General features: G+C 61.3%; 17 protein-coding genes. 5 read left to right on the top strand and 12 right to left on the bottom strand.

Annotated features, from left to right (window positions below):
- Nucleotides 1-13 precede the first annotated feature (13 nt).
- Nucleotides 14-778, top strand: coding sequence for a l-ornithine N(alpha)-acyltransferase (gene olsB, locus ACVC7O_RS11730; protein ID WP_458322317.1), 765 nt, complete (start codon nt 14-16; stop codon nt 776-778).
- A complete protein-coding gene (gene olsA / locus ACVC7O_RS11725) occupies nt 775-1641 on the top strand; it encodes a lyso-ornithine lipid O-acyltransferase (RefSeq protein ID WP_458322316.1) in 867 nt (288 codons plus the stop codon). The genes olsB and olsA overlap by 4 nt, the downstream gene beginning before the upstream one ends.
- Here the strand turns inward: olsA and ACVC7O_RS11720 are convergent.
- Complete coding sequence (locus ACVC7O_RS11720; RefSeq protein ID WP_458322315.1) at nt 1624-2199, bottom strand: PA14 domain-containing protein; 576 nt, start codon at nt 2197-2199, stop codon at nt 1624-1626. The two genes, olsA and ACVC7O_RS11720, sit on opposite strands and share 18 nt — an antisense overlap.
- A gap of 295 nt (nt 2200-2494) precedes the next feature.
- Between ACVC7O_RS11720 and rpsB the strand changes: the two genes are divergently transcribed.
- Together rpsB and tsf are read left to right on the top strand one after the other, a co-directional pair.
- Nucleotides 2495-3367 carry a 30S ribosomal protein S2 gene (gene rpsB, locus ACVC7O_RS11715; RefSeq protein ID WP_458322314.1) on the top strand — a complete coding sequence of 291 codons (873 nt, stop codon included), beginning with the start codon at nt 2495-2497 and terminating at the stop codon, nt 3365-3367.
- A gap of 75 nt (nt 3368-3442) precedes the next feature.
- On the top strand, nt 3443-4318 hold the full coding sequence (gene tsf, locus ACVC7O_RS11710) for a translation elongation factor Ts (protein ID WP_458322313.1): 876 nt from the start codon (nt 3443-3445) through the stop codon (nt 4316-4318).
- A gap of 75 nt (nt 4319-4393) precedes the next feature.
- On the opposite strand, the gene aroQ is transcribed toward tsf, so the two are convergent.
- From aroQ to ACVC7O_RS11655, 11 genes are all read right to left on the bottom strand, one after another.
- Nucleotides 4394-4831: a type II 3-dehydroquinate dehydratase gene (gene aroQ / locus ACVC7O_RS11705; protein WP_458322312.1), complete on the bottom strand. Its 438-nt coding sequence runs from the start codon at nt 4829-4831 to the stop codon at nt 4394-4396.
- 100 nt (nt 4832-4931) lie between these two features.
- Nucleotides 4932-5810 (bottom strand): lysophospholipid acyltransferase family protein, encoded by an 879-nt coding sequence (locus tag ACVC7O_RS11700; RefSeq protein WP_458322311.1) that lies wholly within the window; start codon nt 5808-5810, stop codon nt 4932-4934.
- 93 nt (nt 5811-5903) lie between these two features.
- Entirely contained in the window at nt 5904-8444 is a 2541-nt protein-coding gene (locus ACVC7O_RS11695) for an HWE histidine kinase domain-containing protein (RefSeq protein ID WP_458322310.1), read from the bottom strand.
- Nucleotides 8441-9037: a biliverdin-producing heme oxygenase gene (locus ACVC7O_RS11690; RefSeq protein WP_458322309.1), complete on the bottom strand. Its 597-nt coding sequence runs from the start codon at nt 9035-9037 to the stop codon at nt 8441-8443. Before ACVC7O_RS11690 ends, ACVC7O_RS11695 begins: the two co-directional genes overlap by 4 nt.
- 302 nt (nt 9038-9339) lie before the next feature.
- On the bottom strand, nt 9340-10326 hold the full coding sequence (locus ACVC7O_RS11685; RefSeq protein ID WP_458322308.1) for an oligopeptide/dipeptide ABC transporter ATP-binding protein: 987 nt from the start codon (nt 10324-10326) through the stop codon (nt 9340-9342).
- Entirely contained in the window at nt 10323-11291 is a 969-nt protein-coding gene (locus ACVC7O_RS11680; protein ID WP_458322307.1) for an oligopeptide/dipeptide ABC transporter ATP-binding protein, read from the bottom strand. Before ACVC7O_RS11680 ends, ACVC7O_RS11685 begins: the two co-directional genes overlap by 4 nt.
- A gap of 28 nt (nt 11292-11319) precedes the next feature.
- Nucleotides 11320-12237: an ABC transporter permease subunit gene (locus ACVC7O_RS11675; RefSeq protein ID WP_458322306.1), complete on the bottom strand. Its 918-nt coding sequence runs from the start codon at nt 12235-12237 to the stop codon at nt 11320-11322.
- A gap of 4 nt (nt 12238-12241) precedes the next feature.
- Entirely contained in the window at nt 12242-13165 is a 924-nt protein-coding gene (oppB, locus tag ACVC7O_RS11670; RefSeq protein WP_458322305.1) for an oligopeptide ABC transporter permease OppB, read from the bottom strand.
- Between the two features lie 49 nt (nt 13166-13214).
- On the bottom strand, nt 13215-14840 hold the full coding sequence (locus ACVC7O_RS11665; protein WP_458322304.1) for a peptide ABC transporter substrate-binding protein: 1626 nt from the start codon (nt 14838-14840) through the stop codon (nt 13215-13217).
- 293 nt (nt 14841-15133) lie between these two features.
- Nucleotides 15134-15802 (bottom strand): GntR family transcriptional regulator, encoded by a 669-nt coding sequence (locus ACVC7O_RS11660; RefSeq protein WP_458322303.1) that lies wholly within the window; start codon nt 15800-15802, stop codon nt 15134-15136.
- 9 nt (nt 15803-15811) lie between these two features.
- Nucleotides 15812-18685, bottom strand: coding sequence for an FAD-binding and (Fe-S)-binding domain-containing protein (locus ACVC7O_RS11655; protein ID WP_458322302.1), 2874 nt, complete (start codon nt 18683-18685; stop codon nt 15812-15814).
- 138 nt (nt 18686-18823) lie between these two features.
- On the opposite strand from ACVC7O_RS11655, the gene ACVC7O_RS11650 reads away from it, so the two are divergent.
- Nucleotides 18824-20011: a pyridoxal-phosphate-dependent aminotransferase family protein gene (locus tag ACVC7O_RS11650; RefSeq protein WP_458322301.1), complete on the top strand. Its 1188-nt coding sequence runs from the start codon at nt 18824-18826 to the stop codon at nt 20009-20011.
- The last annotated feature ends 19 nt before the right edge of the window (nt 20012-20030 follow it).

Here is a 20030-nt window from a genome sequence, read left to right as displayed (position 1 = left end):
GGCCCTCACCGAAATGGACGCGCAACTCCAGACATCGTTCTCGGTTCGGCTGGCTGAAACCGATGAAGACCTGAAGGCTGCGCAGCGTCTGCGGTACGAGGTCTTCGTCGAAGAACTCGGTGGCGGCGGCACTCTTGTGGATCATGCCGCACGGCTTGAGCAGGACCGCTTTGACCGGTTCTTCGACCACATGCTGCTATGGGACGACGCGCGCGACGCAGTTGTGGGGGTCTACCGCGTGATGCGGCAAGATCAGGCCCGCGCCGCCGGGCAGTTCTATTCCGCAGATGAATATGATCTGTCGGTTCTGCTGCAGTCCGGTCGCCGGGTGCTCGAACTCGGGCGCTCTTGTGTTCATCCGGATTATCGCGGCGGGATGGCGATGTATCACCTGTGGAGCGGGCTGGCCGCTTACATCGCGCGTCATCAGATCGAAGTGCTGTTTGGCGTGGCCAGTTTCCACGGGACGGACATCGCGCAGTTGGCCGAGCCATTGTCGCTTTTGCACCACCGTCATTTGGCACCGGAAGAGTTGCGCGTGCGGGCGCAGCCGCAGGCGTTTCAACGCATGGACCTTGTGTCTCCGGACCAGCTCGACAGCCGCTCGGCGATGTTGGCCATCCCGACGTTGATCAAGGCGTACCTGCGCCTGGGGGGCTTCGTTGGTGAGGGGGCGTTCATCGATCACGCCTTCAACACCACGGACGTTTGCCTGATCCTTGACACCGCGCGTATGAACGACAAGCAAGCTCGGCTCTACCAAGGCGGCGCTGCGTGAGCGCGACCTGGTTTGGCGACACGCCGCCGCCGTCGCCCCGGCTGACCGTCATGGGGTGCGCTTTAGTCCTGCTGCGTGGAATCCCGCTGGCGCTGCTGGTTTTTGGATGTTTGTGTTTGTTGCTTCTGGTGCGACTGGTCGAGCGGCCGCTCTACGGTGTGGCGCGGCCGATCACCCCCTTCATCACCGTGTTCGTGTGCCGCAATGCACTGCGGATCATCGGGTTGCGACTGCGCGTGACGGGTGCGCCGCAAAACGGGCAGGGGGCCGCCGTCGCCAACCATTCGAGTTGGCTCGACATCTTCGTGCTGAACGCCTCGAAGCGGATCTATTTCGTATCGAAATCGGAGGTTGCCGGCTGGCCCGGGATCGGTTGGCTGGCGCGGGCCACGGGCACGGTGTTCATCGCACGCGAGCGGGCGCAGGCAGGTGCTCAGGCGGCGGTCTTCAAGACACGGCTGAGCGCCGGGCATCGGCTGCTGTTCTTTCCCGAAGGCACCAGCAGTGACGGGCAGCGGGTGCTGCCGTTCAAGACAAGCCTCTTTGCCGCATTCTTTGCACCGGAGCTGCGGGACACGCTTGAAATTCAGCCCGTCTCGGTGGTCTACACCGCACCTGCAGATACAGACCCCAGGCTCTATGGCTGGTGGGGCGATATGGACTTTGGCGGGCACCTGATCGCCATGCTCGGGCGTCGGCGCCATGGGCACGTACAGGTGATCTATCACGCCCCACTCAAGGTCACAGATTATGCAGACCGCAAGGCCCTGGCCGCGGCCTCCGAGGCGCGGGTGCGCTTAGGTTTTGAAGCTCAGAGCCGGGCGGAGGCGCCCAACCCTAGCAACTCAGTGGAAGAACGCTGAATCCGGGACCAGTTCCAGCCCATCGCTGTCCGGGCCCCATTCCATCATCAGGCAGGCTGTACCCTTGCGCTGGAAATAGGTAGCCTGCAGCGCGTAGAACCCGGCCTGCGGTACCTCGACCTCGATCTCGCCCGCATAGCCGCAGGCGTGCACCTCATCGTAGTCACCCACGATCTCGCCACCAATGCTGATCTCGAGGCCGTCGTTGTTCAGAAAGTCCAGAACATAGATGCCGGGCGCATCGAACTTGATATAGCCCGAAATGTCCGCCGCGATCTTCGTGGCCTTGCCTGAGGTCAGGGTCTCATCGCCCTCCGTGGTGTCATCATAGGACAGCCCGGCCAGTGGCGCGCCCTCGACGGTCTTGCGCTTCAGCGCATTGCGCGCGTCCTTCACCGTGCGCACATCGCCCGGGAAGGCGTAGATAACCGCAAGGCCGGGGCTGAGGTTCGCGGCGGCGGGCTGCGGGTCCGCTGGGCTGAGCGCGACGGGGTCGGCACCGGCCATTGCTGGAATTGCAAAAAATGCCGCCACGGCGGTTCTAAGGAAAAGGGTCATGGTCACTCCCGGTTGTTGATCGTCGGATCCTCCGAACCTCTGCGGGTCCGGTTGCCTGCGATACTAAGGCGGGGTGCCGACCGGTGACAAGAACGCAACGTGGTTGCGCTGGGTCACTTCTTGCAAGACGACAGGATTTGACCTCTTGCGATCTGCGCGGGCCTGACTTATACGGCGCGCACTGAAACCCGCAGGCGGGGTTTGGGCTTATTGGGGGAGACATCCCCAAGGGTCCGCCGGTTGGCAGAAAACTGTCATGCCCCCGCCGAGGATAAAACCGGAAAGGTAGACACACATGGCTCTTCCAGAGTTCACCATGCGCCAATTGCTTGAAGCAGGCGTACACTTCGGCCACCAGACGCAGCGTTGGAACCCCCGCATGGGTCCGTTCATCTACGGCGCGCGCAATGGCATCCACATCATGGACCTCACGCAGACCGTTCCCATGCTGGACGCGGCGCTGAACGTGATCCGCGAGACCGTCGCCAAGGGCGGCAGCATCCTCTTCGTCGGCACCAAGCGTCAGGCGCAGCAGCCGATTGCTGAAGCCGCAGAGAAATGCGCGCAGTACTACATGAACCACCGCTGGCTGGGTGGCACGCTGACCAACTGGCAGACCGTGTCCCAGTCAATCAACCGTCTGAAGGCAATTGACGAGCAGGCGGAGCAGGGCTTTGCCGGGTTGACCAAGAAAGAGCGTCTGGGCATGGAACGTGACCAGGGCAAGCTGCAGGCCTCGCTCGGCGGCATCCGCGAAATGGGCGGCCGCCCGGACCTGATCTTCGTCATCGACGTCAAGAAAGAAGCGCTGGCCGTGGCCGAGGCCAACAAGCTGGGCATCCCGGTTGTGGCGGTGGTCGACACCAACTGCGCGCCGGATGGCATCGACTACATCATCCCGGGCAATGACGACGCCGCGCGCGCCATCGCGCTTTACTGCGATCTGGCTGCCCGTGCAGCACTTGACGGCATGTCCGCGCAGCTGGGTGCGGCAGGTGTTGATCTCGGCGAGATGGAAGAAGCGCCGGTTGAGGAAGCCGTTGCAGAATCGACGGGTGTGGAGGTTGGCGAGGCATCCTCCGAGACCGTTTCCGACGATGCCGTTGCAGCGGGTGCCCCTTTGGACATCGAGTCCAAGGAAGAGACCGTCGAGAAAGCGACGAGCTGATCCTGTCACACGCATGACATATGGGGCCGGGATGACCTGCCCCAACACTAGAAGATTCCAAAAGGAGAACCTCAGATGGCGATCACAGCATCTATGGTCAAGGAACTGCGCGAGACAACCGGCGCAGGCATGATGGACGCGAAGAAGGCGTTGACCGAAACCGACGGCGACATGGAAGCGGCACTGGACTGGCTGCGCACCAAGGGTTTGGCCAAGGCGGCCAAGAAATCCGGGCGCACGGCAGCGGAAGGCCTGGTGGCAGTGAAGGTCAGCGGTGGTCACGGTGTCGCCGTCGAGGTGAACTCCGAGACTGACTTTGTCGGCAAGAACGCCGAATTCCAGGAGATGGTCGCGGGTATAGCTGATGTGGCGCTGACCGTATCTGACGTGGACGCGCTCAAAGATGCCGACATGGGTGGCAAATCCGTCGCGACCGTTGTGACCGACAAGATCGCTACGATCGGCGAGAACATGTCGGTGCGTCGCATGTCGTCCATCGATGGCGACACGGTTGTGTCCTACGTGCACAACGCAGCGGCACCCGGCATGGGCAAGATCGGCGTGCTCGTTGCGCTGTCCGGTGGTGACGAGATCTTTGGCAAACAGGTCGCGATGCACATTGCGGCTGTGAACCCGGCGTCGCTCTCCGAAGATGATCTCGACCCTGCCGTGGTCGAGAAGGAAAAGCAGGTCCAGATGGACATCGCGCGCGAGAGCGGCAAACCGGAAGCCGTCATCGAGAAGATGATCATCGGCCGCATGAAGAAGTACATGTCGGAAGTTACCCTGCTGAACCAGTCGTTCGTGGTGAACCCGGACCTCACTGTCGGCGACGCAGCCAAGGAAGCGGGCGCGTCGATCACCGGCTTCATCCGCCTCGAAGTGGGCGAAGGCATCGAGGTCGTGAAGGAGGATTTTGCCGCTGAGGTCGCGAAGGCGGCGAAGGGCTAAACGTCTTACATTCTTGTGTGTAAAGGGCGGTGGCTATCCATCGCCCTTTTTCTTTGAGGAGGTTAGGCGATGTTCTTAATCTTCCAGATGAGATTTCATCGCCTCGAGCGCAAGCGTGTATCCCCTGGCGCCAAAGCCGCAAATCAAGCCCACCGCGACCTTGGCGATGTAGGACTGATGCCGGAATGCCTCGCGCGCATGCACGTTGCTGAGGTGCAACTCGATCGCCGGAAGCTCGACTGAAGCGATCGCATCCATCAGTGCAATCGATGTATGCGTGTAGGCGCCGGCATTCAGCACGATGCCATCGTGAACCCCGCGTGCCGCATGAATGGAATCGATCAGGGCGCCCTCGTGATTGGATTGTTCAAAGGCAACGCTGCAGCCATTTGCAGCGGCCCAATCGGCGCACATGCCCTCAATATCAGCGAGCGTTGTGTGGCCGTAGACATCGGGTTGGCGCGTCCCCAGCAGATTGAGATTTGGCCCGTTCAGCACAAGTATCGAGGTCATAAGTCGCTCACAAACAAGGATTTCCCCTGCATAGACCGTTGAGACGCGGCCTGTCCAGCATCGACCGGGAGCGGACCACTCAATTGGTGACGTGATGGCCTCAGATCCCGCGCGGCGGCGCAAACCACCTCTGACGGTCGCGGAAGGATGATACCATGGAGACACTGCCTGCCGGATCTTCGCCAAGAGAGAGGGTGGCGTCGCGCAGCATCGCAATCCCCTCGTCGGAGTTCTTCGGCAAGCTGCGGGCGGCAATTGGCGCGCCGATGCGGATGCGAAACGGTTGGTGATCCTTGTTCAGCGTTTCGTGAAACAAAGTGATGTCGCGCAGCGTTGGGTGGATCAGATCGAGCATGTAAAAAAGCGCCGAGTTCCGCGCCTTGATGTGGATTGGGATCACCGGAAGATCGTATTTGCGCGCGATCATCGCAGCAGAGGGCATCCACGGGCGTTCATAGAGGCGCAGACCCCGCCGCTTGGCCAGACGGCCTGACGGGAAAATAAGGCCCAATCGATCTTCTGCTACTGCGTCGCGCGTATAGGCCATCGTCTCCCGCGCCTTGCTGTGACAGCGCTTTTCATTGCGCCATTCGACGGGGGCAATCATTGTCGAAAGCTGCGGCAGCACGCGCAGGATATCCGCGTTCGCGTAGAAAAAGAGGTCCGGGCGCAGTGGGGCCAGGATGTGATGCAGCATGATGCCATCTGCAATGCCGGTCGGGTGGTTGGCAACGATGATCGCGGGCCCCCCGCGGGGGATGTGGTGAAGCCCGGTCGCCCTCAAATCCTGCGCCAGCAGATCGCCCATATGCTGCATCAGATCGGGCGCGGTCTCGTCCCGAAGCGCCACAGCCAGATCGACCGTGTGTTGATAGCCCAGCAGTGCCATGCACGTGCGCCGCGACATGCGGCTGATGGTTCCGGGGCGGAACAGCCACGGGGCGCGTTCGGCAATCAGCGGATCGAGGCGCTCCTTCATGACGCCTCTTCAATCCCGCTTGGGTGACACTTGCGTGACAGTCCTGCGAAACTGCAATGTCAGTGCAAAGATCTGCTGATGCGGTAGGGTGCTCTAGTTCACCAAGGAGGCGAGCGCCGCGGTCAGGTCATCCCGTTTGGCCGGTTTGGTCAGGACGCGCCGGTTGTCGAGGTCCGCAGGCAGATCAGCCAGTTCGCCATAGCCCGACACGAAGACAAATGGCACTTTCAGCCGGGCAAGGGCGCGCGCGACATCAAAGCTTGTCTGACCACCACCGAGATTGATGTCGAGTACGGCGAGCGCGGGCGGATCCATTTCGATGTATTCCAGCGCTTCCGCAGCTCCCGCGATGATCTCGCAGTTCGGAAAGCCGATCTGCTTGATGTCTTCGGCCATCCCGGTCGCGATCACGAAGTTGTCCTCCAGGATCATGATGACGCCATTGCGATGTTCTACGGGGATATTGGTGATGGTCGCCTCCGCAACAACTGCGCTTTCGGTCTCCGTTCTGGGATTTTCGTCCAGCATGCGTTTGGGGATAACGATCTGCGCTTCAAGGCCCGATTTAGCATAGGTGAGGTTTGAGCGGCCATAGAGCTCATGCGCAATCGCCTGACCGATCAGGATCGTGCCGAAGCCCACATCGTCCGGCTCTGTGACCTCTGGTCCGTCGCTTTCCACCCACTTGAGGTCGAGCCCATCCTCAGCCTGAAACAGCGTGACGGTGATCCGACCGCTGTCATCAGAGAGCGCGCCGTACTTCACTGCATTTGTCATCAGCTCATGGATGACCAGCGTGAAAGTGGGCGCCAAATCGGCGCGAATATAGAAGTCCGGGCCGTTGATGGTCAGGCGGCTGTCGACCCCGTCGCAGTAGGGCGTGTTCTCCAGTTCGAGCATCTTTCGCACCGACACCGACGGCAAGGCAGACCCGGCGCCCAAATCATGCGCCGCCGCCAGAGCTCGGATACGGGCCTCGAGCGCCTTGCTGTAGCTGTCGAGCGAGCTGTTTGACCGCCGCGCCTGCCGGGACACCGACTCGATGAGTGCAAGGATATTGCGCACGCGGTGGTTCAACTCGCCGATCATCAGCATCTGCTGGCGGCTGAGGTCGTTCATGAACGCCTGCCGTTCGGCCGCGTTCAGCAGGGGCCACAGCAGCTGGGCCAGGTGCCGGTCCTGTGGTGACCATGGCTCGGACCGGCCGTCAATACTTTGAAGATATGTCGAAAAACTGCCGCGAGGTTCGAGGCGCGCGTTGCCGTCGACTTCGTGCAAGGTCTTCTCGGGGTTTCCCGCCCAAGCCACCGATTGTTCGATCATCGGGCGGAAGAACACCAGGCAGCGCTCATTAGGGCCATAAATGACAAGCGCGCCCGCCAAATCGCCAAAGCTGTTCCGTTGGTCTGGAAAGTCCTCACCCAAGGCATCCGTTGCATGGATTTTCCTTGTCTCGGATGCGTGCGCTTGAACCAGCGTGGTGATCGCGTCATCGGCCGGGGTGCGCCCATAAGTATGCAGTCGCTGGCCTGCGACGATTGCGAGCCCGACCACGTCGAGCGCATTGCAAAGCTCACTGCCCAGCCCATCGAGGATCGTCTCGATCTCGATCTTGTTTTCCAGCTTTGCCTGAATATCGGTCTGTAAGACATTGATCTTTTGCGCAAGCTTCAGGCTGCCGCGGTCCCGGATCTGGCCGAGTTTCAGGCAGAAGACAGGCAGGAACGCCTCGCTCAGCATCTGCCGGATCTGCGGTGGTGCGATTTTGGGGTGCCCGTGATGGAACGAGATCATGCCCCAAAGCTCGCCATCCTGAACGACGGACAGGGTCATCGTCGCCGCGGAGCCCATATTGCGCAGGTATTGCAAATGGATCGGAGACACACCGCGGAGTTGCGCCAACGTCATATCGAGGTCGGGCAGGTCGGGTTGGCTCTTGAGAACGGGAACAGTGGTCTGATCGACGTCGGCGATTAGCCGCAGCGGAACCCGGGCCATGATGTCGCGGGCTTGCTTTGGAATGTCCCAATTCGGGAAGTGCAGCCCCTCGAAGGAGTGGAGCGAGCGTCGGCGTTCTTCGGCCAGAACCTCACCGTGCGCGAAAGCATCGAAGCGATAGATCATCACGCGATCAAAACCGGTGATGTGCCGGAGCAATTGGGTCGTCAGGCGGAACAGGGTGTCTTCGGTGGTGCAGGTCTGGATCTGGCTGATCAACTGAGCTTGCAGAAGCAGCATGTCGGACGAGGCCTTCGGGGTCTCGAAAGCCTCTTCGAGCTCGAGGATGACATAGCCGCTGCCTGCTGTCGCGTGCACGGCCCAGGCGGTGTCCCGGTCCTGCCAGATACCTGCGAATTGACGCCGGTCTTCTGAGCCGGCAGCGCCGAGACCGTTCAGGCATGCGTGCCAGATCTCTGCGCCCAGTAGATCGCGCACGGATTGACCCATCAGGCTATCCATGTCGCAGCCGAACAGCATGCCGCATTCGGCACTGGCGTAGGCGATCGTGCCGGCCTCCGGATCGCAGGCCAGCAGATGCCCGATGGGCTGGATGGTGCCCGGAATATGCACCGGTTCCGATGCGCAGTCCGCCAAGGCTTCGCGGACCTTGTCGTCGTCCAACGCGTTGCTCAAGAGCTTGGCTCCTTTGTCATCGGGCGTGCAGATCCCGTTGTTTGCAGGTCTTCGCTGACCATTCTGAAGGTGTCAACAGCGCCGCGCAGCAGCTCTTCATTGCCGGCGGGCAGCGTGTCGATCCGGTCCAGAAAACCGCGTAGCTGACCGGATTTTGCGAAACGCTGCCCATGCATCAAATATGCGTTTGGCCAGGTTTTGATGACGTATCCGTGGCTCAGCAACATGCTGGCGCCAAGCGCGGAGCCATTCAGAACATAGCTCACACCCCATGCATAAGCTTCGGTCATCTTGATTTTGGGTCTGGCACCAGGATGCGCGTAGCCGAGATCGTCACACAGCGCGTTGATGCGCGCTGTTTCCAACCAGGCGGCATCTTTGTCGTTTCGTTTGAAGGCTGCCGCCAACCCGAGATGCAGGTGTGTTTTGAACAAGGCTGAGAGGAAGCCAAGATACCGCGCTTTCGAGCCGAAGCCCCGGGGTGTCATCCATCGGGCCTCAGCCGCGTCATGCAGATCGCGTGTGTGCTCGCGCAGCCAGCGGCGGGTGCCGAGGGTCGAAACGTTGGTATCCGCCTTGAGATGCGCCTGCATGTTGGCCCTCTGGTATGGTGCGAGAAAAGGTTAATGTGCGCAAATTAAGAGAGTATTGAGCGTCCGCTACGGTCGTTTAGGTTGTTTTTAGGTCGGGTTGCAACGGTTGTGGATAAAGATTTTAACGCCATTTTTTGCTGAGGCGAGACCGAAGTACGGCGGTGCGCTGCTGTTGCACATTTCTGCGATCATATGGTGCGGCCCTGGTTGCTCTAAGCTGACTGACATGATGCTCCGCGTTCCAGAACCGAGCGCCGGGCAATACATACGTGGGACAGGTCTTCGGCAGCTACTCTTGTTGTTTAGTCCGAATGATGGGGACAAGCGACCAGATGGTCATCCCCGATGTGAATGGCCGCTGGAACCATATCCGCGCAGCTCTCTCGTGCAATAGGGCAACGCGTGCGAAAGACGCAGCCGGACGGCGGAGCCATGGGCGATGGCAGCTCACCCTCCAGAACCGGGCGATGACGCGCGCGCTCGGCTTCCGGTGAGGGGATCGGCACAGAAGCGATCAGCGCTTTTGTATAAGGATGGCGGGGGTTCGCGATCAAGTCGGAGGCTGATGCGGCCTCCACGATCCGGCCCAGATACATCACGGCGATCCTGTGCGAGATATGCCGCACGACGCTCAGATCATGGGCGATGAACAGCAACGCCAGCCCCATGTCGCGTTGCAGCTCCTGAAGAAGGTTCACGACCTGGGCCTGAACCGAGACATCGAGCGCGCTGACTGGCTCGTCGCAAACCACCAGCTCCGGTTCGGTGATCAGGGCGCGTGCGATGCCGATCCGCTGGCATTGCCCGCCCGAGAACTCATGCGGATAACGGTTGATCAGCGCTGGCAACAGGCCGACGCGCTCCATCATCGTACCGACCTTTGCACGCACCTCGTCCCTTGAGAGATCGGGGAAGTGGGTGCGCAGTGGTTCGGCGACAATCTGGCCGACGGTCATGCGCGGGTTCAGAGCGTCCAGCGGGTCCTGAAAGACCATTTGCACGTGGCGCCCATGTGCACGCTGGCGTGTGGCGCTCATGCCGATGATGTCCTCACCGCGCCAGAGCACCTCGCCGTCACTCACGGGCACGGTGCCGACGATTGCACGGGCGAGGGTGGACTTGCCCGAGCCGCTTTCGCCCACCAGCCCAAGCGTCTTGCCCGGCTCCAGCATCAAGGAGGCCTGTTTGACGGCCTGCAATTCGCGCGGCGGGCTCCATGGCCAGCCGCCTTGCCGCGCAACCTTGAAAGTGACGCTGAGATCACGGGCTTCCAGCAAGGGGGCGCTCACGCCACCGCCTCCCGCGCGGCGTGACAGGCCCGTAGGCGCCCGGCCCCGAAGCCTTCGAGCGCGGGCATGATCTCCGTGCAGGGCTCATGGCTCGCGGGACAGCGCGGGCTGAAGGGGCATCCGGCAGGCAGCGCCGTCAAATCGGGCGGATCGCCCGGGATGGTCTGCAGATGATCCTGTGGAACATCGAGCCGCGGGACCGCGTTCAAAAGGCCGAGGGTGTAGGGGTGCGAGGGCGCGGCAAAGAGATCGTCAGTTGCGCCGGTCTCCATCACCCGTCCGCCGTACATCACCAGCGTCTTTCGGCAAGAGCCCGCGACAATCGCCAGATCGTGGGTGATCAGAATGAGCGCGGTGCCGAAATCTCGTTGGATGTCGGCCATCAGCTCCATGATCTGGTTCTGCACGGTGACGTCGAGTGCCGTGGTCGGCTCGTCGGCAATCAGGAGTTTCGGACGACAGAGAAGGGCCATCGCCGCCATGATCCGTTGGCGCATGCCGCCAGAGAACTCATGCGGGTACATCGACAGCCGGGCGCGGGCATCCGGGATGCGCACCGCATCCAGCATCCGGGCGCTTTCGTCCAATGCGTCCCGCTTTGATGCGCCCTTGTGCAGCATCAGCACCTCGGCCATCTGCTCGCCCACCTGCAGGTAGGGGTTCAGCGAGGTCATCGGGTCCTGAAAGATCATCGCAATCTCATTGGCGCGGATCGTGTTGAGCTGCGCCTCGGGGAGGTTCAGGATCTCCTGTCCGTTGAAGCGGATCGATCCACCCGCGCGCCCGTTCTTGGCCAACAGGCCCAGGATCGCAAAGGCCAGCTGCGTCTTGCCGGAGCCGCTCTCGCCAACGATGGCGAGGCTCTCACCGGGATCGAGCGAGAGCGTCATGCCGTTCACGGCTTTCACGACACCATCGGGGGTGTCGAAGCTGACGGTGAGGTCGGTCACATCCAGAAGTGCCATGGTTACCGATCCTTTGGACAATGGGTCATTACCGATCCTTCGGATCGAGGGCGTCACGCAGCCCGTCGCCGACAAAGAAGAAGCCGAAGAGCGTGATGACAAAGAAGAAGAGAGGAGCCAGCAGCATCCAGAGTGTGCCGTTTGTCATCTCGGCCGCACCGTCGTTGATGAGCGCGCCCCAACTGGTCAGTGGTTCCTGCACCCCAAGACCCAGGAAGCTGATGAAGCTTTCGTAAATAATCATCGAGGGCACCAGCAGTGTGGCATAGACGACCACCACACCCAGCAGGTTCGGGATGATGTGGCGCAGGATGATGGTGAAGGGGCGAACGCCAGTGGCTATGGCCGCCTCGATGTACGCCCGGCCTTTGAGCGTGAGCGTCTGGCCGCGGGCGATGCGGGCCATATCGAGCCAGCTGATCAGCCCGATGCCGATGAAGAGCATTAGGAGCGAGCGGCCAAACACCACCAGCAATAGGATCAGCACGAACATGTAGGGGATCGACATCAGTACATCGACGATGCGCATCATCACGTTGTCGATGCGCCCGCCGAAGTAGCCCGCGATCGCGCCATAGAGGGTCCCGACAACAACAGAGATCAGCGCGCCGACGATCCCGACGAGGAGCGAGATCTGCGTGCCCTGGACGGTGCGGGCAAAGAGGTCGCGCCCCAGCGCATCGGTGCCGAACCAATGGCCGGTTTCCAGCGAAGGGCGGCCGCCTTCGGCAACGTTGCCCAGAACGTTCCAGTCGATATCCTCGTTGTTCCAGGGCGAGATGAAGGGTCCGATCAGGGCGAAGGCTGCGACAAGGATCAGTACGATCAGACCGGCCACGGCGGCGCGATTGCGAAAGAACCGCGCGCGCGCATCGGCCCAGAGCGAGCGGCCCTTGATCGGGGTCCCGCCCGCCAGATCGTCGGCGATGGATTTGGTGGCGAACATCGGCTTAGTACCTGATCTTCGGGTCGATCCAGGCGTAAAGCACATCGACCAGAAGGTTGAAGAAGATGGTGAGCGCGCCCAGCAGGATTGTGATGCCCATCATGACGCCATAGTCGCGGTTGAGTGCCGAGGCGACGAAGAACTGCCCGATCCCGCCGGTGGAGAAATAGATGTCGATCACCACCGAGCCCGTGATCATACCGACGAAGGCGGGTCCGAGGTAGGAGATCACCGGCAGCAGCGCGGGTTTGAGGGCGTGCCGGAGGATCACGCGCCGCATCGGCAATCCCTTGGCGCGTGCCGTCCGAATGTAGTTCGAGGTCAGCACCTCCAGCATGGAGGCGCGGGAGATCCGGGCGATGGACGCCATGAAGCTGGTGGAGAGCGCAATCACCGGCAGGACGACAAATTGCCACTGGCCGCCTTGCCAGCCGCCACCGGGCAGCCAGCCGAGCCAGAGCGTGAAGGTCAGCACCAGGATTGGGGCCAGCACGAAGTTCGGCAGGACCTGCGCGCCGATGGAAATGCCGACCGCCAGATAATCGAGCCAGGTGTTGTGTCGTACGGCGGCGAGGATGCCGAGCGCGCCGCCCACCAGCACCGCAACCACGAAGCTCCAGAAGCCATAGGTCAGTGTGACGGGGAAGCCTTGACCGATCAGCGCATTCACATCCTGATCGCGGTAGATGAAAGAGGGGCCGAAGTCGAATTCGGTCACGACGCCAACCACGTAACGCCAGATCTGCACGTGAAAGGGCTGGTCCAGCCCGTATTGCGCCTGCAGATTGGCGAGCACTGCCGGGGGGATGCCGCGCTCCGTCGCAAAGGGGCTGCCGGGGGCGGCGTACATCAGAATGAACGTGCTGACGATCAGGATCAAAAGAACCGGGATCGCGACCAGCAGGCGCTTGATTATGTAAATTATCATCTGGAAGATGTAGCGCCGGAGCGGGCGAAGTCACCCACTCCGCGGCGCCTTACTCTGGTGCGACGCGGTAGATATCTTTCACGTACCAGTTGTTTTCCACGTTTTCCTTCGGCCAGTTCCTGATGGTCGGATCGAGCACGAAGTTCTGCGTGTAGTGATAGATCGGCAGGATCGCCATATCCTCCGCGAGGATCTGTTCGACCTGCGTATAGATCGGCTGTGGATCCGATAGCGTGACGCTCTCCGCCATCAGCCGGTCAACGTCTTCATTGACGTATTTGCCGTCATTGTTGGCGTTGTTCGAGGTCAGAAGATCGAGGAAGGTCGAGGCCTCGTTGTAGTCCCCGCACCAGGCCGAGCGGGCGATATCGAAGTTCTGATTGCCCCGGATCTCGAGGTAGGATTGCCATTCGAAGTTGTTGAGCACCGTCGTCACACCGAGGGGGCGCCACATCTGGCTGATCACGGTAGCGATCTGCTTGTGGTTCTCCGATGTGTTATAGATCAGGTTCAGTTCGATGGGATTGTCGGGGCCATAGCCCGCCTCTTCCATCAGTGCCACGGCCTTTTCCATACGCTCCTGCTGGCTCCAGAGGGAATACTCGATCTCCGGCAGTTCAAAATCCGCTGTCGCCCAATGGGTGAAGCTGAACGCAGGCGCCTGACCGGCTTTCAGCACCTGATCGGTGATCACTTCGCGGTTGATCATGTAGCTGAGGGCCGTGCGCACGCGCGGGTCCTGCAAGGCCTCATGGCCGCTCTCGGACTGATTGACCGTGTAGTAGTATGAGCAGAGCCGTGGCACCGAATGCGCCACGTCGGGCATCTCCTCTTCCAGGCGCGGATAGCTGCCCGCGGGCAGATCATCCATCATGTCGAATTCACCGGCCTGAAACCGCGTCAGCGCCTGGTTTGCATCGTTGATCACAAAGCCGGTGATCTCGCTGATGATCACGTCCTCTGCGCCCCAGTATTCCGGGTTTGGGACCAGCCGGATGAATTCGTTCACCGCCATGTCATCGAGCGCATAGGCGCCGTTCGAGACAATGTTTGCAGGGTTGGTCCAGGCGGCCCCGTGCTCTTCAACCGTCGGTGGGTGTGTGGGCATGAAGGTGTAATGTACGGTCATCTGCGGGAAGTAGGGCAGGGGCTGGGTAAGCGTAACCTCCAGCGTCCGGTCATCGATGGCCCGCACGCCAAGCTCCTCTGTACCGACCTCGCCCGCAATGGCTGCCGCTGCATTGGTGATCTGGCTCAGCTCCACGTACCAGGCGTACTCCGACGCGGTTGCCGGATCCGCCGCGCGCCGCCATGCAAAGACAAAATCCTGCGCCGTCACTGGATCGCCATTGGACCAGCGCGCGTCTTCGCGCAGCTTGAACGTCCAGGTCTGGTTGTCCTCCGACGACCATTCTTCGGCAACGCCGGGGCGCAGGGTGCCGTCAGCATTCTGGGTCAAAAGCCCTTCGAAGAGCTGCCGCGCAAGGTGGCCGCCGACGGTTTCCTCGATCAACTGCGGGTCAATCGATGGGAACTGATCAAGCATCCGGTATTGAAAGGTTTGATCTGCCGCCAGCAGCTCTCCGGTGACCGGGTGTGCATCTTGTGCCCAGATCGGCTGTGTCAGCGCCACTGTCAGCAGTGTGGATGTGGCCAAGAGTCCTTTTGTCGTCATTCTTTGTCTCCCTGGTTTTTTCTTGTTGTGGCGTTTGCCCGTTCCGCCGGGTGTCGCCATATAGTTGCAAAGATTGATAGATATGCTCGCAATGTACACGTGGAAAATGCGCCTCCCGCGATGGATCGGCGACAAAGCTCCGATATTGACCACGCAGGTCTAACCGCGCGGCGGTGTTCGGTCGAAGAGTCCGAGTTATCGGCGGCTTGAACCTGGCACCAGACCTCATCTGGCGCGAGCATCGTGAGAGTGAACGCTCGGTCTAACGCTATGCCGCGCAGACCCGTCGGGGTCTAAGGCGCGTCAGTCCCGAGCGCCTTCAGATGGGCGGCGAGCTTGTTGATCATGTGGATTTTCATGAGCTGTCCGAGCCGCGTCGCATCCCGCGCGCGCAGCTGGATCATCATCTGCTCATGCTCGTCTATTGCCTCGGCCCAGCGTTCGTCTGACAGGTTGACCATGAACCGTGCGCGGCTGACACGGGCGGCCAGCCGGCGATGATGCGCCTCCAGAACATCGTTCTGCGCCCCGCGGATCAACGCATTGTGGATGTCCTGATTGGCTTGGAAATAGGCTTTCCTATCCCGAGCCTTATAGGCCGCGGTCATCGCCGCATGGCGCTCTTCGATCATCGAGATGCCGTCATCGTCCAAGCAAGCGCACGCCAGCTCACCAGCCAGCTGCTCGAGCGCTGCGATCACCGGGAAGGTGTTTTCCAACTCTTCACGCGTGACTCGCGCGATCCGTGCCCCGCGGTTCGCCTGCAGAACCACCAACCCTTCCGAGGCCAGAACCTTGAGCGCTTCGCGCAGCGGGGTGCGTGAAACGCCGAAGGTCTCGCACAGTTCCTTCTCTGGCACCTTTTCGTCGGGTTTGAGCACATCCTCGATCACGAGGTTGCGCAGCCGTTCCACCAGTTCTTCATGCAAGGTGGGGCGCTGGATGCTGCTGGTCAGGTTCATCTGTCTCTCTTACCCGGCGAGGGCCGTCTCTAGCAAGCGTGCCACATGTTGCGCGCGTCTTGGGGTGCCATCCGCAATCTGATGGCGGCAGGAAGTGCCATCTGCAACGATCAACGCATCGGCAGGTGCGGCTTCCAGCGCCGGAAAGAGATCAAGGCTGGCCATCTTCAGCGAGACGTCAATCGTGTCTGGCGCGTAGCCAAAGGCCCCGGCCATTCCACAGCAGCTGCTCTCGATCATATGCACCTCGGCGTTCGGGATGCGCTTGAGCAGCTCCAGCATCGGAGAGACAGCGTCATGAGCTTTCTGATGGCAATGGCCATGCACATAGATCGGACGGCCGAGCGGCTGGAGCGGAAGGTTGTCGCGCGCCACCAGAATTTCCTCGAAGGTGCAGGTAGCAGCGGCAAGCGCCTCGGCTTCCGGCCCCGGGCAGAGGGCGAGAAATTCATCGCGAAAAGTGAGGATAGAGGAGGGCTCCAGGCCTACGATCTTGACGCCACGTGCCACGGCGTCCCGGGTCGCAGCAATCACGCGTTGCGCCTCTGCCCGCGCCTCTTCGACACAACCGACCGCGAGGAGCGTGCGCCCGCAGTCAAGCGCGCGGCCTGACCCATCCTCTGCCGTGGCGACACGTAGCCCGCTGGCACGCAGAACGCGCAGGGCGGACCGGAGGTTCTCGGGCTCGAAGTAGCGGTTGAACACATCGGCGAAGAGCAGAACATCCGGGTTCGCGTTCTGTGCCTCCGCATCGCGAAACGGATTGGCCGACCAGACCGGCAGATCGCGGCGGTGCGACACGCCTGTCAGCCCTTCGGTTAGTGTGCGGAGCAGGCCAATTCGGTTCCGCAGGTTCATCAGCAACGAGAGCCTTGCCGCGTAAGGCGCATAGCGCGGCAAGTGGCCGACGAGTTTATCCGCGAGCGTCAGACCAGTTGTTTTGCGGCGCGCCGCAAGCACTTCGATCTTCATGCGGGCCATGTCGACACCCGTCGGGCATTCGCGCCGACAGCCCTTGCAGGATACGCAGTACTTCATTGTATCAGCCATGGCATCGGAGGTCAGGCCGCCTGGCATCTGGCCAGAGATTGCAAAGCGCAGGGTGTTGGCGCGTCCGCGCGTCGTGTCCCGCTCGTTCCGCGTGGCTCGGAAGGAGGGGCACATCACCCCGCCCTTGAGCTTGCGGCAGGCGCCGTTGTTGTTGCACATCTCCACCGCGCCTTGGAATCCGCCTGCGGAGCCTGGCCAGGCCGACCAGTCGAGCGCGGTTTCGAAATCGGGGACGCCGTAGGTCGGGCCATAGCGAAAGACGCGACGGTCATCCATCGCAGGCGCATGTACGATCTTGCCAGGGTTCATCAGGCCGCCCGGATCGAACCTTGCTTTGACCTCTTCGAAGGTTTTGACAATCCGGGGGCCAAACATCCTCTCGTGAAACTCCGATCGGACGATCCCGTCGCCATGTTCCCCCGAATGCGAGCCCTTGTAGCGTTTCACAAGGTCGAACGCCTCTTCGGCAATCGCCCGCATCGTCTTGACGTCCTTGTCCTGACGCATGTTCAGCACCGGTCGCACGTGCAGGCAGCCGACGGAGGCGTGCGCGTACCACGTTCCCTTCGTGCCATGGCGCGCAAAGATCTGGGTCAGCCCGTCGGTGTATTCGGCCAGATCGGGCAGGGCGACCGCGCAGTCCTCAACGAAGGAAATGGGCTTGCCCGCCTCCTTCATCGACATCATCACGTTCAGCCCGGCTTTGCGATACTCGGCGATGGCAGTTTGCAGGTGGTTGTCGGTCACCGGTACGACACCGCCCCAACCCGTCCCTTGCGCTGTGAAACTGTAGCCGAGATCCCCCATCATGTCGGCAAGCTCGGCCAGTTTCGCCGCGTTGGCCTCGGCGCTCCCATCGGCGAATTCGACCAGGAGGAGTGCTGCGGGCGTACCTTCGACGAAGGCCTCGATGGTCTTGCGGAACAGCGGGATGTCGCGCCCCAGCTCGATCATCGTATCATCAATGAGCTCCACCGCTTGCGGGGTCAGCGTGACCAGATGCTGGGCCGCGTCCATCGCCGCATAGAAGGTGGGAAAATGGCAGACGCCTGTGACCTTTTCTCCGGGCAGGTGGGCGAGGCTCAGTTCCAGTTCCGTGAAATAGGCAAGCGTGCCTTCGGAGCCCACCAACAGATGCGCCATATTCACATCATTGCCGGTCAACGCGTCGATGTTGTAGCCGCCCACGCGCCGCTGCACCTTGGGAAAACGCGCGTCGATTTCTTCTGCTTCGCGCTGCCCCAAGGCGCGCATGTCAGAGACCAGATCGGCATACGGGCCGGGCGGTGGTGCCGCCCCGTTGAACCGCGCCTCGGTGCCGTCGGGCAGGATCGCCGAGATGGCTCGCACATTGTCGCGCATGATCCCGTAGCGGAGCGATTTGCCACCTGAAGAATTGTTTGCGGCCATGCCTCCCAAGGTGCACCGCGACGCGGTGGAAGGATCAACCGGGAACCACAGGCCATGTGGCTTGAGTGCGCGGTTCAACTCGTCCAGCACCAGCCCGGGCTCGACCCGCGCGGTCAGATTATCCGCGTCAAACTCCAATGGCCGATTCAGGTGGCGCGTGTTGTCGAGTACCACGGCGCGGTTGACAGTCTGGCCGCATTGCGACGTGCCGCCGCCGCGGGGCAGGATCGGGACGTCTTCTTCCCGCGCGACCGCCATGGCCGCCTGCACATCATCTTTCGTTCGAGGGGTAACAACAGCCTCGGGCACGATCTGGTAAATGGATGCGTCAGTCGCATATCGCGCACGTGAGGCCGCATCGGACATCACGTCACCTTGCACAGCTTCGCCGAGCTTGCTGAAAAGACGAGCGTTCTCGCGCATGCGTTCCGAAATTCCCCGCGTTTGACCCCCAAAATACCAGTTCGCAGATTTTGGTTGACTGAATTATGAATTCATAATTACGTTTTAGCAACTGTTAAACGCGCCAACTGTCAGAGGCGCCCGCGGGAGGAGAAACCAATGCGTCAGGCCGGCAGACATTTCTTGCAGATACCGGGTCCGAGTGCCGTGCCGGATCGCATCCTCAAGGCTATCGGCCAGCAGACCATCGACCATCGCGGCCCGGATTTCGCTGAGGTCGGCAGGAAAGCTCTCGATGGCATGAAGTCCATCTTCAAGACCGACCAACACGTCTTTATCTTTCCATCGTCTGGCACCGGCGCGTGGGAGGCGGCGCTGGTCAACACACTGTCGCCGGGGGATCGCGTGCTGATGTTCGAGACGGGGCATTTCGCAGCGATGTGGAACAAGATGGCCCGCAAGATCGGGTTGGAACCTGAGTGTCTCGAAGGAGATTGGCGCGGTGGCGCCGAACCTGACCGCATCGAGGCGCGGCTGCGCGCAGATACCGGTCACGAGATCAAAGCAGTTTGCGTTGTGCACAACGAAACCTCGACCGGGTCGGTGTCGCCCATCGCAGAGGTGCGTCAGGCTATCGACGCCGCAGGGCACCCGGCGCTGCTGATGGTCGATTCCATCTCTGGGCTTGCGTCAATTGATTTCCGGTTTGACGAATGGGGCGTCGATGTCTGCGTCTCGGGCTCCCAGAAAGGTCTCATGCTGCCACCGGGCTTGAGCTTCAATGCGGTGAGCGAGAGAGCTCTGGAGCATTCGAAGTCCGTGACCATGCCGCGCAGCTATTGGGACTGGCAGGATATGGTTGGACCGAACCAGACTGGGTATTTCCCGTACACGCCGGGCACAAATCTGCTCTATGGGCTGAATGAAGCCATCGACATGCTGCATGAGGAGGGTCTGGACAACGTCTTTGCCCGCCACGCACGGCACGGCGCGGCGACGCGGGCCGCGGTTCGGGCCTGGGGGCTGGAAGTGCTCTGCGCTCGACAAGGTGACGAATCCGGTGTGCTGACGGCCGTGATGACCCCGCAAGGGCATTCGGCAGACGCATTCCGCGCCACGACGCTGAAGCACTACGACATTTCACTTGGCAACGGCCTATCAAAGGTTGCGGACAAGGTGTTCCGCATTGGTCATCTGGGGGATTTCAACGATCTGATGCTGATGGCGACCCTGTCCGGAGTCGAGATGGGGCTTGCCAAGGCGGGAGTGCCGCACCAGTCGGGCGGGGCCCAGGCGGCGATGGATTATCTGAAGGAAACGACAGAAGAGCGGGTGGCCGCTGAATAACGCCCCAGAGGGGCAACTT

Source organism: Roseobacter cerffii (assembly GCF_054226325.1).
Note: the sequence above shows the minus strand (reverse complement) of the source record. Positions and strands in the feature narration are given on the sequence as shown.